Below are 13692 nucleotides of genomic sequence, written 5' to 3'. Positions count from 1 at the left end.
ATTTCTCTGGCCTAGAACGTCTCGACCCAAGGCCGCAGCACCAGCTCATGGCTCCACGCCGAGCGGTCCTGACCGATGAGATGCATGTATTCGCGGGCAATTGCATCCGGATCGAGCAGGCTGTCCTCCTTGCCTCCGGATTGCGCCTGGCGGGCCCGCTCCGGCGTGCTGATCGCCCCGTCTATATTAACCCAGACGACATGAATGCCCTTGGGGTGCAGTTCCCGCGCCATGGATTGTGCGAGGCCGCGCTGCGCGAACTTGCCCATGGCAAAGGGCGCGGAATTGGCAAAACCCTTCACCCCCGCGGAGGCGCCGGTGAACAGTATCGTGCCCAAACGGCCATCCTCCGTCGGCTGCGCCAGCATGCGCCGCGCCGCCGCCTGCCCCAGAAGGAACGCCCCGAAGGCGGTGACCTCAACCGCCTTGCGGACGGTTTCCGGGTCGAGTTCGGCAATCGGGCCGCGTTGCAGGGCGGACGGGTTGTAGCAGACCACCCGCAGACCGCCTTGTATGCCTTCCACCAGCTGCCTGACGCCTTCTGCATCGGTACCGTCCAGCTCATGCAGCTCCGCCCCGGTCTCAGCCGCCAGCCCCTCCAGTTTGCCGATGTTGCGCGCCGTCAGATGCAGCGCGTATCCCGCCCGGGCCAGTGCCCGCGCAAAGGAGGCCGACAGGCCCGGGCCCACTCCGACAATCAGCGCGGCAGGTTTGCTGGCGTGGTCTTGCATGGCATGCCCCCTTCCCGATATCTCTGCGGATACTTGGGGCGATGGCGCCAGCCGGCAAGCGCTTGGCGCCATTCATGCAGGCGGCAGGTCCGCCAGTTCCTCCAGTACCTCCGCAGCGGGCAGCACCCGGCCAAAGCCAGCGTGGAGTGCCGATAACGTCACTTCCAGAACCACCTCCGCGTCCAGCATCCCGCCCTTGCGCGCGGGCAGGTCGAAGGCAATCAGCGCATCCTCCACCACATTCACCTCGAAGCCGAGGTTCGCCGCGGAGCGCGCCGTCGAATTCACGCAGAAGGCCGCGACACCGCCCAGGATCACCAGCCGGGACACCCCCGCCTCACGCAGATGCTCTGCGAGGCCGGTATCAACGAACCCTGAGGAGCCGGTCTTCCAGAGCACCGCCTCCCCTTCCTGCGGGATGGCGCAGGGCATCGGCCGGCCGCTGGGAAGGTCGCGGCGGAATTTGCTGGCGGGGCGCGGGTCGTCATGCAGCACATGCACCACCGGCAGCCCGGCGGCGCGGAAGGCGGCGGCCAGCGCGGCAGTCTTATCCTCCGCCTCCGGGTTGGCCCGCTGCCGTCCGGACGCGGTCACATTGGCCATCTCCATTTGCATATCAACTATGAGCAGGGCGGTGTTGCGGTGCATGAAAAAACCCTCGCGGCAAATCGGTTGCCGCGAGGGTCGCAGAGATTGAGCCGGCAATCCAGCGGCTGTGCCGCCTCAAGCCTCCAAACACCAGCGCATGATCGCCTTTTGCGCATGCAGCCGGTTTTCTGCCTCATCAAAGATCACCGACTGCGGACCGTCCATCACCGCCGAGGTCACCTCTTCCTCCCGGTGGGCGGGCAGGCAGTGCATGAACAGCGCGTCGGGCTTGGCATGCGCCATCAGCGCGTCGTTCACCTGGTAGGGGCGCAGCATGTTGTGGCGGCGCTCCTTGGAGGATTGGCTGTCATGCATCGAAACCCATGTGTCCGCGACAACCAGGTCGGCGCCCCCGACCGCCTTCACCGGGTCGCGCTCAATCACCACCTTGGCGCCGGCCTTGCGGGCAAGACCGACAAATTCGTCCTCCGGGTCCAGCTGCATCGGGCCGGTGAAGGTGAGGTCGAAGCCGAACTGGCCGGCGGCATGGATGAAGGAGGCGCACACGTTGTTGCCATCGCCGCACCAGACCACCTTCTTGCCCTGGATCGGCCCGCGGTGCTCTTCGTAGGTGAGCACATCGGCCATTATCTGGCAGGGGTGGGTGCGGTCGGTGAGCCCGTTGATCACCGGCACATCGGCATATTCGGCCATCTCGATCAGCACGCTTTCGTCGAAGGTCCGGATCATGATCATGTCGACATAGCGGCTGAGCACGCGGGCGGTGTCGGCGATGGTCTCGCCATGGCCGAGCTGCATGTCGTTGCCCGACAGCACCATGGTCTGCCCGCCCATCTGCCGCACGCCGACGTCGAAGGAGACGCGGGTCCGGGTCGAGGGTTTCTCGAAGATCAGCGCCACCATCCGGTCTTTCAGCGGCAGCTCGTCATCAAGCGCCGCCCGCGGCCGGCCCTGGCGCGCGTCTTTCGTGACCCGGGCCTGGTCGATGATGGCGCGCAGGTCGGAAGGATCGGTTTTGTGGATGTCGAGGAAATGCTTCATGTCTCTATCGCTTCTGGCTGGGAAAGGCCGGGGGCGCCGCCCGCCGCCACTGGAGCTTGAACCAATGGCGCATCCAAGGCGCCCCCCCCGGAGTATTTCAAGAAAGATGACGGTCAGGCGCTGCCGATGCGGGCGGTGGTCCGGGCCAGGCGGCTGACGGCCTCGCCGATCTCCTCGTCGCTGAGGGTGAGCGGCGGCAGCAGGCGCACCACGTTGTCCGCGGCCGGCACGGTGATCAGCTGTTCCTCGTAGCCCTGCTTCACGAAATCGGCGCTGGTGCAGGCTTCGGGATTGCACTTCAGGCCCAGCATCAGGCCGCTGCCGCGCACGTCTTCCAAGATGCCGGGGTGATCGGCCACCAGCCCTTCCAGCTTCTGCCGCAGCAGCCCTGCTTTGCGGTTCACCTCGGCCAGGAACTCCGGGCCGGTGATGACATCCAGCACCGCGCAGCCCACAGCGCAGCCGAGCGGGTTGCCGCCGTAGGTAGAGCCGTGGGTGCCCGCGGTCATGCCGCTGGCGGCCTCGCCGGTGGCCAGCACAGCGCCCAGCGGGAAGCCGCCGCCAATGCCCTTGGCCACCATCATGATGTCGGGAGTGATGCCCGCCCATTCATGGGCAAACAGCTTGCCGGTGCGGCCAACGCCGCATTGCACCTCGTCGAGGATCAGCAGCAGGCCATGCTCGTCGCAGATCCGGCGCAGCGCCTTCAGTTCGGCATCGGGAACCGTCCGGATGCCGCCCTCCCCCTGCACTGGCTCGATCATAACCGCGGCGGTTTTTTCGCTGATGGCATTGGTCACGCCATCCAGGTCACCGAAGGTCAGATGAACGAAGCCGGGCAGCAGCGGGCCAAAGCCTTTGGTCATCTTCTCCGACCCCGCTGCGGCGATACCCGCCGAGGAGCGGCCGTGAAAGGCGCCGTCAAAGGTTATGATGTCCACCCGCTCGGGCTGTCCTTTATCGTAGAAAAACTTGCGCGCCATCTTCACTGCCAGCTCGCAGGCCTCGGTGCCGGAGTTGGTGAAAAAAACAGTATCCGCAAAGCTGTGCTCCACCAGTTTGTCGGCCAGCGCCTGCTGCTGCGGGATCTGGTAGAGGTTGGAGACATGCCAAAGGTTCTGCGCCTGCTCTGTCAAAGCCGACACCAGCGCCGGATGAGCATGCCCCAGCGCGTTCACCGCGATGCCCGAGCCCAGGTCCAGGAATCGGCGCCCGTCCGCCTCGATCAGCCAGGCGCCCTCACCCTTCACGAATTCGAGCGGCGCGCGGTTGTAGGTTGGCAGAACGGACGGGATCATCGGGATCATCCTTTTAGAGGTGGAGGCCAAAGCTGTGCATAAGCCGGGCCGGTTGGTCAATTGGGGGATGTGATAACGGGGAGGCTGCGCCGCGGGCAGCGGCGCGCAGGATCAAACGGCGGCCGGGGCCGTGCGGCGTCGGCGTCGCGACGAGGCGGTATGTGCGCGTTTGATCATGGAGAGCTTCCATAACGGAGGTTTGAACAGAAAGAAAGCGCTTTTGTACAGATGCAATTGCCGTTCCGCCGCGGTGCGGCGCTGCGCAAGCAAGCGGCGCCAATACCGGCAGGGAAGATTTTCCCTCCCGCCTGGCCTGCCAGCGACGCCTGCGCCGGATTCCGGCAAGCCCGCCCGGCTGGAGCCGCCATGATGCCGGAACAGGCACAGGAGCGCAGGGATGCACGAAAAACGGATTCCCGAATGGCTTCGCCACGCGCCCGTGCCCTCGATCCGCCAATTCGCGGTGCTGGCCGGACTTGAAGCAGTGGTGCGCGGCATTCTGATCTCGGTGTTTCCGCTGATCATGTACCGAGCGCTGGGGGATGCGGGGCTGGTGTCGGCGTCCTATTTCGCGGTGGGCCTGCTGTCGCTTGCCGCGGGGCTGCTGCTGCCTGCGCTGGCCCGGCTGCTGCCGCGGCGCTGGACCTACACGCTGGGGGCGCTGATGTTCGTGGCCTCGGCGGGATGCGCGCTCATGGACGGGGCCCCGGCTGCGATCGCGGCGCTGGCGCTCAACACGGTCGCGGCGGTCACCTGTTTCATCTGCTTCAACGCCTACGTATTGGATTACATTCACCGGGTGGAGCTGGGCCGCTGCGAGACCTCGCGGATGTTCTATTCCGCTCTGGGCTGGACCGCCGGCCCGATGTGCGGGGTGCTTCTCTTGGAGTGGTGGCCGCCAGCGCCCTTCCTGGTCTCAGGCGCGGCGGCGCTGATTATGCTGGCGGCCTTCTGGCGGATGCGCATGGGCAACGGCCGCCAAATCGCGCGTGCCCGCCCCGGCGTGCGTGCTGCCAGCCCGCTTGCCTTCCTGCCGCGCTTCCTGGCGCAGCCGCGGCTGGTGGCGGGCTGGCTGTTTGCTGTAATCCGCTCCTGCGGCTGGTGGATTTACGTGGTCTACCTGCCAATCTACGCAATCGGCGCCGGGCTGGGGCAGGAGCTGGGCGGAATCCTGCTGTCGCTAACCAATGCAGCACTTTTCTGTACGCCGCTGCTGCAACGCTTCGTGCAGGCTACCTCGATCCGCTTTGCAATCCGCAGCGGCTTTGCCACAGTCGCCTGCTGCTTCTTCCTCGCCGCACTCGCGCAGGCAATGCCAGCGGCCGCGGTCGCACTGCTGGTGCTCGGCTCGCTGGCGCTGATCGAGCTGGACATCTGCGCGGGGCTGCCCTTCCTGATGGCGGTGAAACCCTCTGAACGCACCGAGATGTCAGCGGTTTACTCCAGCTACCGGGACGTTTCCGGCATCCTGACGCCGGGGATGGCCTGGCTGGTGCTGCTTGCGGCGCCGGTGTCCGGGGTCTTTGCCGCCGGAGCGGCAGCCGCAGCAGTGGCGGCACTGCTGGCCGGACGGCTTCACCCGCGGCTCGGACGCGGGCGAGCAGGCCCGGCAGCCGCAGGTACGCCGCCTTTGCCCGCGCAGTGACGCCGGAGGACCGGGCGGTCCGGCTCAGGCCTTCAGCCGGTAGCCGCTGCGCAGCATCGCCCAGGCCAGCAGGCAGACCGCAAATGTCGCCCCGCCGCAGATCAGGAGCCCGAGCAAGGGCGGGCTGTCAGAGGTGCCGATCACGCCGAATCGCACCCCGTCAATCAGGTAGAACACCGGGTTTGCATAGGAGATCGAGCGCAGCACCGGCGGCAGCGCCTGAACCGAGTAGAATGTGCCGGACAGGAAGGCGAGCGGGGTCACGATGAAATTGGTGATCGCCGCCATCTGGTCGAATTTCTCGGCAAATACGCCGGCGACAATACCCAGCCCGCCGAGGAACGCGGCGCCCAGCACGATAAATGCCAGCGCCGCCAGCGGGTGCGCCGGCACGATCTGCAGTGCGATCATCAGCCCGAGCCCGATGCCCAGCGCCACGAACAGCCCGCGCGCCACCGCCCCGGCCAGATAGCCAAGCAGAATCTCCAGCGCCGAGAGCGGCGGCATCAGCGTATCGACGATATTACCCTGCACTTTGGCAATCACGATCGACGAGGAAGTATTGGCAAAAGCGTTCTGTATCACCGTCATCATCAGGATACCCGGCGCCAGGAAGGTGAGGAAAGGCACCCCCATAACTTCGCCGCGGCGCGGCCCGATCGCGATGTTGAAGATCATCAGGAACAGCGCCGCAGTGACCAGAGGCGCCAGCAGCGTCTGGGTCCAGACCACGAGGAAGCGCTTGATTTCCCGCCAGGCCAGCGTGCGCAGACCGAGCCAGTTGACCCGCCCGAACCTGCGCTCGCCCAGCCCGGCCTGATAACCCTGGTCCGCCATGATGCCCCCTGTGATGCGTTTCCTGCCGTTGCCCCGCTTGCATAACGGGCTCAGCAACAGGCGCAAGACGCCTTGTAACTCCGCCCGCAGTGATTAGAATAAGGGGCAATCACGGAATACGATGGCGGCCGCAGATCCCTGGGGCCGCTATTAGCTTGGAAAGGCAACAGATGTCCTGGACAGACGAGCGCGTCGAATTGCTCAAGAAAATGTGGGGCGAGGGCCAGTCGGCGAGCCAGATCGCCAAGGAGCTGGGCGGGGTGACCCGCAATGCGGTAATCGGCAAGGTGCATCGCCTCGGCCTGTCCAACCGCACCGCGGGCAGCAGCGCGAAGCCGGCCGAGCCGAAAGAAAAGCCGGCACCGGCCGCCGCCCCCACGGCGGCGCCGAAGCCCGCCGCCAGCAAACCCAAGCCGCAGCCGAAGACCGAGCCTGCCCGCCCTGCGGCCGCGCAGCCCGCATCGGCCGCGCCTGCAGCGGAGGCCAAGCCCGCGGCCCCGGCGCGCCGGCAGATCATTCCCGCAGGCCAGCCCCTGCCGCCGCAGCCCTCGGCCAACGAGATCAGCCCGGAAGCACTTGCCAAGGTGAACGAGGTCGAGAAGAAGGCCAAGAAGCTCGGCCTGATGGAGCTGACCGAGCGCACCTGCAAATGGCCCGTGGGCGATCCCGCGACCGAAGATTTCTGGTTCTGCGGCCTGCCCACCCAGCAGGGCAAGCCGTATTGCGAGGCGCATGTGGGCGTGGCGTTCCAGCCGATGTCCTCGCGCCGCGACCGCCGCCGCTGAGCGGCCAGCGGCAAGACCGCTGCCACCTTATTCCTAGAGGCGCCCGCTGCGGGCGCCTTTTTTATACCTGACAGGCTCCCGGCCGCTCTACGCCGGTGCCAGGTCCGGTTGGGGCGGCCTGATGGCGCACGCCGGCGCCCAAGGGGCGCCGCGCGTATCGGCACCACATTAAAGTTCGCTTACACCCACCTCCCCAAATGCGCCCGATTGGCGTATGATTGAGCCGTCCTTAACCGCCCGTCTCCGGCCCGGAGCGCGCATTCCAAGGAGGTTCTCATGAGACGCCATTTCGTATCGGCCTGCGCCGCCTTTGGTGCGGCGGCCGCGCTTCTGCTTGGCCCCGCCTCGGCGGAGACCAAATCGGAGCCCATACTTAAGACAATGGTGGACGGCATGCCCGGCACCGAGGCAAATATCGTCACCTTCGATGTGGACCCCGGCTGGAAAACCGAACACCACATGCATCCGGGGCACCTGTTTGTGTATGTGCTCGAAGGCGCACTGCGGCTCGAAATCGACGGTCAGGAGCCAGTTGAATATTCCGCCGGGGAGGCTTTTTACGAAATGCCCGGCATTGGAATGGTCGGCTCCAACGCAAGCGCGGACAACCGCGCGAAGTTCGTCGTGTTCCAGTTCGGCGAAGCCGGCAAGCCGCTGATGGCCCCAACGGAATAACACTTTGCCGGCCCTGACGCCGGCCGGCGCGCGTCAGTTCCCCACCGGCGCATCCGACGTAAAGTTCGGGATCACATTGCGGGAGGACGCCGCCGGTTCGATCGCCGGCCAGTTGCCCTCGGCCAGGGTTATGTTGGAGGGAATGTCTGCTTCCCAGAAGCCCACTACGGTCTTGGTAATGTTCAGATACAGCTTGTCATCGACGATCCGCCACAGGTTCGGATTGCCCGGCACCTTGCCGCCCTTGGAGACGCCATAGGCGCAATGCCCGTCGTACTGCGGCGCGTAGAACTCAGGGCGCTCCAGGAAGGCGTCGCGATTACCGGCGCTGGCGAAGGCCCAGGTTGCGCCGTTGTATTCGGCAGTGAATTCCGTGCTGCCCTTCACGCCCTCGCGCTGCGGCGTGCCCGGTTCCGTCTGCGGAAGACCGCGGTAGGCCACCACGTCGTAGCCCGACACCGCATAGCCGGTGCCATCGATATACTGTTCCCCTGCAAAACCCGGCAGGGCCGTCGACAGGACAGCGGCGGCGGCAAAGGCAAATCGCTTCATGGCATTGTTCCTTTTGTTCCGTTCTGTGCCCGGTATCCAGCGGGCCTGAAGGCGACCATAGCGGCTGCGGCGCAGACGCGAAGCAGGCTTCACGTGCTTGTGTCGCGCAATGATCCGGGCGTGAGGGTCCGGGCCTTTTCCCCACGCCGGGTACGCAAGGCCATTGGAATTTGCGGAAAACCGCTTATCTCTGCCGGAGCCGGGCGGCGCCCTCTGCGCCAGTGCCTGCACAAGGATCAACGGATCAACCGGAAAAGAAGGCCCGACAGATGAGTGACGCTTCCTACACCCCGCCCAAGGTCTGGACTTGGGACAAGGAGAACGGCGGCAAGTTTGCCTCCACCAACCGGCCCATTGCCGGCCCCACCCACGACAAGGAACTGCCGGTGGGCAAACACCCGCTGCAGCTCTATTCGCTGGCCACTCCGAACGGCGTGAAGGTGAACATCATGCTGGAAGAGCTGCTGGCCGCCGGTCACGAGGGCGCGGAATACGACGCCTGGCTGATAGACATCGGCGAGGGCGACCAATTCGGCTCGGGTTTCGTGGAACTGAACCCCAACTCCAAGATCCCGGCGCTGGCCGATCACAGCGGCGACAAGCCTCTTCGGGTGTTCGAGAGCGGCTCGATCCTGGTCTACCTAGCCGAGAAGTTCGGCGCTTTCCTGCCCAAGGAGGGTCCGGCGCGCACCGAGACGCTGAACTGGCTGTTCTGGCAGATGGGCAGCGCACCCTACCTGGGCGGCGGCTTCGGGCATTTCTACGCCTATGCGCCGGAGAAGTTCGAGTATCCGATCGACCGTTTCGCTATGGAAACCAAGCGCCAGCTCGACGTGCTGGACCGCGAGCTCGCCGGGCGCAGTTTCATCGCCGGTGAGGACTACAGCATTGCCGACATGGCGATCTGGCCCTGGTACGGCCAGCTGGTGCTGGGCCGTCTCTACGATGCGGCGGAGTTCCTGGACGTGGAGAGCTACACCAATGTGATGCGCTGGGCCAAGGCGATCGACGAGCGCCCCGCGGTGCAGCGCGGCCGCAAGGTGAACCGCGCCTTCGGCGAGCTGCACATGCAGCTGCATGAGCGCCACGATGCCAGCGATTTCGAGACCCGCACCCAGGACAAGCTGGAGCAGGCCGCCGAATAGGGCGCCAGGGACGCGCTCCCGCGCCCGCAGCCGCGGCGGCCCTGAGCCGGGCACCGCGCTCCGTGCGGCGCTTATTTCGTCGCGCTGTCCGGCAGCGGGGTTTGAAGGCACTGCGGAAGCCCCGCAGGCGACCCGAGCGTCAGCGGATCAGGCAAGGGCCCGCGCCTAACGCGGCCCGGGTGGAGCGGTGCCCCTTCCCAATGGCACCGGAACGCGCGGGAACCCCTTTTTGCTGCCTTTCGGCACTGATTAAACCGGTGAGACCACAGCCCACGGCGAGCCTCGCCGCCTCAGCGCAGGCGCGGCGGTTTGTCCGGGTTGCTGCCGGGCATCTCGACGGTCCGCACCTTCGGCCCGGGCGGCGCGGGCAGCTCGAACCGCAGCCCGGCCCGCGCCAAGCTGGCCGCGGCGGGCTCGTCCGCCTCGAAGAAGCCCACGTCCATCGCCCCGGCTTCGACCCCCGAAAAGGTGAGCGCCTCACCCGCCGCCTTGGCCAGCGGCGCGCGCGCGGCATCTGCGGCGCCGACGAAGCCCAGCAGGTGCCCCTGCCCGCCGCCGGCGTAGCGCACCCCGGCGAGGTAAGCTGCCTGCGCCAGCCCGCCCGCCGAGCCCAGCTTGGCCTCCAGTGCGGAGAGCAGCGCTTCGGGCAAGCCCGCGGGGCGCACAAACGACTCGATGCGGGCTTCGACCTCATCCGGCGCGTGCCTGAGTGTCAGGTTGAGCCAATCCACAGCCTCGGCAGGCAGCAGCATCGACGAGGGCGCGACCTCAAGGTTCAGCCCCAGGCCGATCCCCTGCCCCGCCAGCATCTGCGCGACCATACGGCCGGTTAGGCCCGCATAAGGCACTGCGCGGCCCGCGAACTGCGACAGCCTGTCCTCGCTGTCGAAAGCCAGCACGAAACGGCCTTCCGGCGTCTCGAACAGCTCGGGCGTGATCGTCTCGCCCTCTGCCTCGGCGGCGAGCAGCAGGAACAGCTGGCTGTCGCCCAGCCGTTCGTAGAACCGCAGCCGCGCGGCATCGCTTCCAACAGCCTCCATCGCCGCGTGGGCCTGATCCAGAGGGGTCTCTTCGCTCATCGCATCAGCTCCTTCACCCGGGCGCGCAGTGCGGGCAGCACTTCACTTTCAAACCAGGGGTTCTTCTTCAGCCATCCGGTGTTGCGCCAGGAGGGATGCGGCAGCGGGAAGACCTGCGGCGCATGTTCACGCCAGTTGCGCACCACCTCGCCCACCGGCGCCTTGATGCCGAGGTGATAACGGTGTGCTGCGCCGCCGACAAGCACACTCAGCTGCACTTCGGGCAGGCAGGCCAACACCTGGTGGTGCCAGGTCCGCGCACAGACCGGGGGCGGCGGCAGATCGGCCTTCTGGCGGCTGTAGCCGGGAAAGCAGAAGGCCATCGGCACGATCGCGACGCGGTCCTTGTCGTAGAATTCCGCCTCGGTCAGCCCCATCCACCCCCGCAGCCGGTCGCCCGAGGCATCGGTGAAGGGGCGCCCGCTCTCGTGCACCCGCGCCCCTGGCGCCTGGCCCGCGACCAGGATCCGCGCCGAGGGGCGGAACCAGACCACCGGGCGCGGCGCATGCGCGGTGGCGGTGGCGGCAAAGCGCTCCGCGCAAATCCGGCAGCCGCGGATGCTGTGTTTCAGCGCCTTTGCGGTGTCAGCGCCATCTGCGTCCATCGCAGCCTCCTGCCCGTCTGCCTACCTGTTTCTGGCATGTCACTGCGTGTTTCCCGCCCGCCGCCGCCAGAGCATCATGGTTAAAACTCCATTGATCAATTACGTCACAATTCGACATAATAAAGCCCAAATCGCGGCGTAGCCCCTTAACTCTCTTTTGATAGGAAAACCCTGCGGGTCCCGTGTGAGGCCTGCGCAGCATGAGGCAGCAAGCGCCCCGCCAGCGGGCCGAAGGGCAGCACCGGAACCAGCGATGCTCGAATTTGAAAATGTCAGCAAGTCCTTCTGGACCGGCACCCAGCGCAAGGTGATCCTCGACCAGGTCTCCTTCCGGGTGGAGGCCGGGCGCTCGCTGGGCATTCTCGCGCCGAACGGCACCGGCAAGACCACGCTGATCAATATGATGGCGGGGCTGGAGAAACCTGACGAGGGCGAAATCCGCCGCAACTGCAAGGTCTCCTTCCCGCTCGGCTTCATGGGCGGCGTCGTCAGCCGCCTCTCGGCGATGGAGAACAGCCGCTACATCGCCAAGCTCTACGGGCTCGATCCAGACTACGTGGAGGCCTACTGCCGCTGGCTGTGCGGACTGGGTGAGTATTTCGACCAGCCGATCGGCACCTACTCCTCGGGGATGCGGGCGCGGTTCAGCTTTTCCCTGATGCTGGCGCTGGACTTCGACATCTACCTGATCGACGAAGGCATGCCGAGCACCACGGACGTAGATTTTAACCGCAAGGCGGGCGAGATCCTGAAGGAGCGGCTGCAGACCACCACTATCATCATCGTCTCCCACCAGGCGAAGACGCTGGAGAAATTCGCGCGGTCGGCAGCAGTGCTGCTGCAGGGCCAGCTGCATATGTTCGACACTCTTGAAGAAGCGAAACAGCTCTATGACTACGAAACCGAGAGCTAGGAAATTCCGCATCCGCCGCAGCTCCCCGGCTGCCGCGCCGGGGCCATCCGGTGCCGCGGCGGCGGAACAGGCGTCCGCGGCCCCTGCCCGCCCGGCGCCTCTGGAGGCTGCACAGGCGCCGCCCGAAGCCCCGGCACACCCCGTTCAGAAACCTGCGCCGCAGCCCGCAGAACGCCCTGCACCGCCACAGGCTCCGGCGCACGATGCCGCGCCTGCGCACAGCCATTCTCCCGCCGCTGGGCCCGCGCGCACGCCCGCAGGCGCCTCCGGACCGAAACCGCAGGCGGCCACGGCGCTCACCGGCCTGGTCAGCTCGGCCAGCGAAACCAAGCTGGAGAAGGACCTCGCCGGTATCCGCAAGGAAGGGCTGACCGGGCGCCAGCTGCGGCTGGCGCGGCGGATGGCGCAGAAGCACAACCTGCCCGCGGCCTCGGATTTCGAGGCGGTGCACATGCTGCGGGCGCGCGGCATCGACCCGTTCAAGCGCGCCAACATGCTGGAGCTGGTGGTGCCGCAGAACAGCGCGCAGCCGCCCGGCAGCCCGCCCGCCCCGGGCCGCGTGCAGCTGCCGCAGACGGTGCCCGCCTCCAAGACCACGCTGCCCTCGGCCGAACTCAGCCCGGCGGAGCGGCGGGCGAAGGAAATCCAGAAGATCCAGATTGGCATCGCCCGCCGCCGCCGCCGCAAGCTCACCATGCTGGCGGCACGGCTGTCATTCTTCGTGATAGTGCCGACGCTGGCCGCAGGCTATTACTTCTACGAAGTCGCAACGCCGATGTACTCCTCGAAATCGGAGTTTCTCGTGCTCAAGGCCGACAGTGCCGGCGGTGGCGTCGGCGGGCTTTTCAGCGGCACGCAGTTCGCCACCAGCCAGGATTCGATCGCTGTGCAGAGCTACCTGCAATCGAAGGAGGCGATGCTGCGGCTCGACCGCGAAGCGGGCTTCAAGTCTCATTTCACGCAGGACTGGATCGATCCCATTCAACGGCTGGAGCCCCAACCCTCGAACGAAGAAGCCTATGGCACCTATTCGCGCAACGTGAAAATCGGCTATGATCCGACTGAAGGCGTGGTGCGGATGGAGGTCTCTGCCGCCGATCCGCAGATAGCGGCCGAGTTCTCGCGCAAGCTGATCTCCTACGCGCAGGAGAAAGTGAACAACCTGTCCCACCAGAAACGTGCCGATCAAATGTCGGAAGCCGAGGCCGCGCTGGCCGAGGCCGAAGCCCAGCGCCGGGCCGCGCAAGAGCAGCTGGTCGTGCTGCAGCAGCACGGTTCGGTCCTCGACCCCGAGGGCGTGGTGGCCTCCCTGCGCTCGCAAATCAGCACTTTCGAGATCCAGCTGGAGGAAAAGCGGCTGGAACTCGCCGCCCTTTTGGACAATGCGCGGCCCAACCGGGCCAAGGTCTCGGGCGCGGAAGCCGACATCGCGCGGCTGGAACAAGTGATCGAGAACCTTAACAACCGGATGATCGACGCTTCGGCAGGCGAAAACTCGCTCGCAAACCTGCGCATTCAGATCCAGATGGCGCAGGCCGACCTCGCCACTCGCGACCTGATGCTGCAATCGGCCTTGCAGCAAGTGGAAACCACCCGCCTGGAGGCCAACCGCCAGGTCCGCTACCTCACCACGGCGGTGGAGCCGGTGGCCAGCCAGGAACCCTCCTATCCGCGCAAGTTCGAGAATACCGTTTTGGCTTTCCTGATCTTTTCCGGTATCTATCTGATGTGTTCCCTGACCGCGTCCATCCTGCGCGAGCAGGTCTCCTCGTAACGC

The 13692-nt window shown here is 66.2% G+C and carries 14 protein-coding genes; 6 read left to right on the top strand and 8 right to left on the bottom strand.

Annotated elements, in window-relative coordinates:
- Positions 1–11: 11 nt before the first annotated feature.
- The 4 genes from ACOHWE_RS10250 to ACOHWE_RS10235 all read right to left on the bottom strand — a co-directional run bounded on the left by ACOHWE_RS10250 (position 12) and on the right by ACOHWE_RS10235 (position 3679).
- Positions 12–731 (bottom strand): SDR family NAD(P)-dependent oxidoreductase, encoded by a 720-nt coding sequence (locus ACOHWE_RS10250; RefSeq protein WP_420666145.1) that lies wholly within the window; start codon positions 729–731, stop codon positions 12–14.
- A 72-nt stretch (positions 732–803) separates the two neighbouring features.
- Positions 804–1379 carry an isochorismatase family protein gene (locus ACOHWE_RS10245; protein WP_420666144.1) on the bottom strand — a complete coding sequence of 192 codons (576 nt, stop codon included), beginning with the start codon at positions 1377–1379 and terminating at the stop codon, positions 804–806.
- Positions 1380–1454: 75 nt separating this feature from the next.
- Positions 1455–2381, bottom strand: coding sequence for an ornithine carbamoyltransferase (gene argF / locus ACOHWE_RS10240; RefSeq protein WP_420666142.1), 927 nt, complete (start codon positions 2379–2381; stop codon positions 1455–1457).
- Positions 2382–2494: 113 nt separating this feature from the next.
- Complete coding sequence (locus tag ACOHWE_RS10235) at positions 2495–3679, bottom strand: aspartate aminotransferase family protein (protein ID WP_420666141.1); 1185 nt, start codon at positions 3677–3679, stop codon at positions 2495–2497.
- Between the two features lie 397 nt (positions 3680–4076).
- On the opposite strand from ACOHWE_RS10235, the gene ACOHWE_RS10230 reads away from it, so the two are divergent.
- Positions 4077–5324: an MFS transporter gene (locus ACOHWE_RS10230; RefSeq protein WP_420666140.1), complete on the top strand. Its 1248-nt coding sequence runs from the start codon at positions 4077–4079 to the stop codon at positions 5322–5324.
- A 24-nt stretch (positions 5325–5348) separates the two neighbouring features.
- Here ACOHWE_RS10230 and ACOHWE_RS10225 read toward each other — a convergent pair whose 3' ends face one another.
- The gene (locus tag ACOHWE_RS10225) at positions 5349–6161 is read right to left on the bottom strand and encodes an ABC transporter permease (RefSeq protein ID WP_420666139.1); all 813 of its coding nucleotides are present in this window, start codon (positions 6159–6161) and stop codon (positions 5349–5351) included.
- A 170-nt stretch (positions 6162–6331) separates the two neighbouring features.
- Between ACOHWE_RS10225 and ACOHWE_RS10220 the strand changes: the two genes are divergently transcribed.
- Both ACOHWE_RS10220 and ACOHWE_RS10215 read left to right on the top strand, forming a co-directional pair.
- The gene (locus ACOHWE_RS10220; RefSeq protein ID WP_420666137.1) at positions 6332–6946 is read left to right on the top strand and encodes a GcrA family cell cycle regulator; all 615 of its coding nucleotides are present in this window, start codon (positions 6332–6334) and stop codon (positions 6944–6946) included.
- 276 nt (positions 6947–7222) lie between these two features.
- The gene (locus tag ACOHWE_RS10215; protein ID WP_420666135.1) at positions 7223–7621 is read left to right on the top strand and encodes a cupin domain-containing protein; all 399 of its coding nucleotides are present in this window, start codon (positions 7223–7225) and stop codon (positions 7619–7621) included.
- Positions 7622–7654: 33 nt separating this feature from the next.
- Here the strand turns inward: ACOHWE_RS10215 and ACOHWE_RS10210 are convergent, their stop codons facing one another.
- Positions 7655–8173: a YHS domain-containing (seleno)protein gene (locus ACOHWE_RS10210; protein WP_420666134.1), complete on the bottom strand. Its 519-nt coding sequence runs from the start codon at positions 8171–8173 to the stop codon at positions 7655–7657.
- Positions 8174–8442: 269 nt separating this feature from the next.
- On the opposite strand from ACOHWE_RS10210, the gene yghU reads away from it, so the two are divergent.
- Positions 8443–9318, top strand: coding sequence for a glutathione-dependent disulfide-bond oxidoreductase (gene yghU, locus ACOHWE_RS10205; protein ID WP_420666133.1), 876 nt, complete (start codon positions 8443–8445; stop codon positions 9316–9318).
- 290 nt (positions 9319–9608) lie between these two features.
- On the opposite strand, the gene ACOHWE_RS10200 is transcribed toward yghU, so the two are convergent.
- A complete protein-coding gene (locus ACOHWE_RS10200) occupies positions 9609–10397 on the bottom strand; it encodes an SseB family protein (RefSeq protein WP_420666132.1) in 789 nt (262 codons plus the stop codon).
- Positions 10394–11002 carry a uracil-DNA glycosylase family protein gene (locus tag ACOHWE_RS10195; protein WP_420666131.1) on the bottom strand — a complete coding sequence of 203 codons (609 nt, stop codon included), beginning with the start codon at positions 11000–11002 and terminating at the stop codon, positions 10394–10396. The genes ACOHWE_RS10200 and ACOHWE_RS10195 overlap by 4 nt, the downstream gene beginning before the upstream one ends.
- 253 nt (positions 11003–11255) lie before the next feature.
- Here ACOHWE_RS10195 and ACOHWE_RS10190 point away from each other — a divergent pair, with 253 nt between their 5' ends.
- Both ACOHWE_RS10190 and ACOHWE_RS10185 read left to right on the top strand, forming a co-directional pair.
- Positions 11256–11915, top strand: a complete 660-nt coding sequence (locus ACOHWE_RS10190) for an ABC transporter ATP-binding protein (RefSeq protein ID WP_420666130.1) — start codon at positions 11256–11258, stop codon at positions 11913–11915.
- Complete coding sequence (locus ACOHWE_RS10185; protein WP_420666129.1) at positions 11893–13689, top strand: KpsE/RkpR family capsule polysaccharide export protein; 1797 nt, start codon at positions 11893–11895, stop codon at positions 13687–13689. Before ACOHWE_RS10190 ends, ACOHWE_RS10185 begins: the two co-directional genes overlap by 23 nt.
- The last annotated feature ends 3 nt before the right edge of the window (positions 13690–13692 follow it).

This window comes from Cribrihabitans neustonicus, from assembly GCF_048820895.1.
Taxonomy (GTDB): domain Bacteria; phylum Pseudomonadota; class Alphaproteobacteria; order Rhodobacterales; family Rhodobacteraceae; genus Cribrihabitans_A; species Cribrihabitans_A neustonicus.
This window is presented reverse-complemented; position numbering and strand designations above follow the sequence as displayed.

Excerpts from the sequence above, each read along its gene's own strand:
- ACOHWE_RS10190 (WP_420666130.1), top strand. The coding sequence starts at position 11,256 with ATGCTCGAATTTGAAAATGTCAGCAAGTCCTTCTGGACCGGCACCCAG.
- ACOHWE_RS10250 (WP_420666145.1), bottom strand. The coding sequence starts at position 731 with ATGCAAGACCACGCCAGCAAACCTGCCGCGCTGATTGTCGGAGTGGGC.
- ACOHWE_RS10225 (WP_420666139.1), bottom strand. The coding sequence starts at position 6,161 with ATGGCGGACCAGGGTTATCAGGCCGGGCTGGGCGAGCGCAGGTTCGGG.
- ACOHWE_RS10220 (WP_420666137.1), top strand. The coding sequence starts at position 6,332 with ATGTCCTGGACAGACGAGCGCGTCGAATTGCTCAAGAAAATGTGGGGC.
- ACOHWE_RS10195 (WP_420666131.1), bottom strand. The coding sequence starts at position 11,002 with ATGGACGCAGATGGCGCTGACACCGCAAAGGCGCTGAAACACAGCATC.
- ACOHWE_RS10230 (WP_420666140.1), top strand. The coding sequence starts at position 4,077 with ATGCACGAAAAACGGATTCCCGAATGGCTTCGCCACGCGCCCGTGCCC.
- ACOHWE_RS10210 (WP_420666134.1), bottom strand. The coding sequence starts at position 8,173 with ATGAAGCGATTTGCCTTTGCCGCCGCCGCTGTCCTGTCGACGGCCCTG.
- argF (WP_420666142.1), bottom strand. The coding sequence starts at position 2,381 with ATGAAGCATTTCCTCGACATCCACAAAACCGATCCTTCCGACCTGCGC.
- ACOHWE_RS10200 (WP_420666132.1), bottom strand. The coding sequence starts at position 10,397 with ATGAGCGAAGAGACCCCTCTGGATCAGGCCCACGCGGCGATGGAGGCT.
- yghU (WP_420666133.1), top strand. The coding sequence starts at position 8,443 with ATGAGTGACGCTTCCTACACCCCGCCCAAGGTCTGGACTTGGGACAAG.
- ACOHWE_RS10235 (WP_420666141.1), bottom strand. The coding sequence starts at position 3,679 with ATGATCCCGTCCGTTCTGCCAACCTACAACCGCGCGCCGCTCGAATTC.
- ACOHWE_RS10215 (WP_420666135.1), top strand. The coding sequence starts at position 7,223 with ATGAGACGCCATTTCGTATCGGCCTGCGCCGCCTTTGGTGCGGCGGCC.
- ACOHWE_RS10185 (WP_420666129.1), top strand. The coding sequence starts at position 11,893 with ATGACTACGAAACCGAGAGCTAGGAAATTCCGCATCCGCCGCAGCTCC.
- ACOHWE_RS10245 (WP_420666144.1), bottom strand. The coding sequence starts at position 1,379 with ATGCACCGCAACACCGCCCTGCTCATAGTTGATATGCAAATGGAGATG.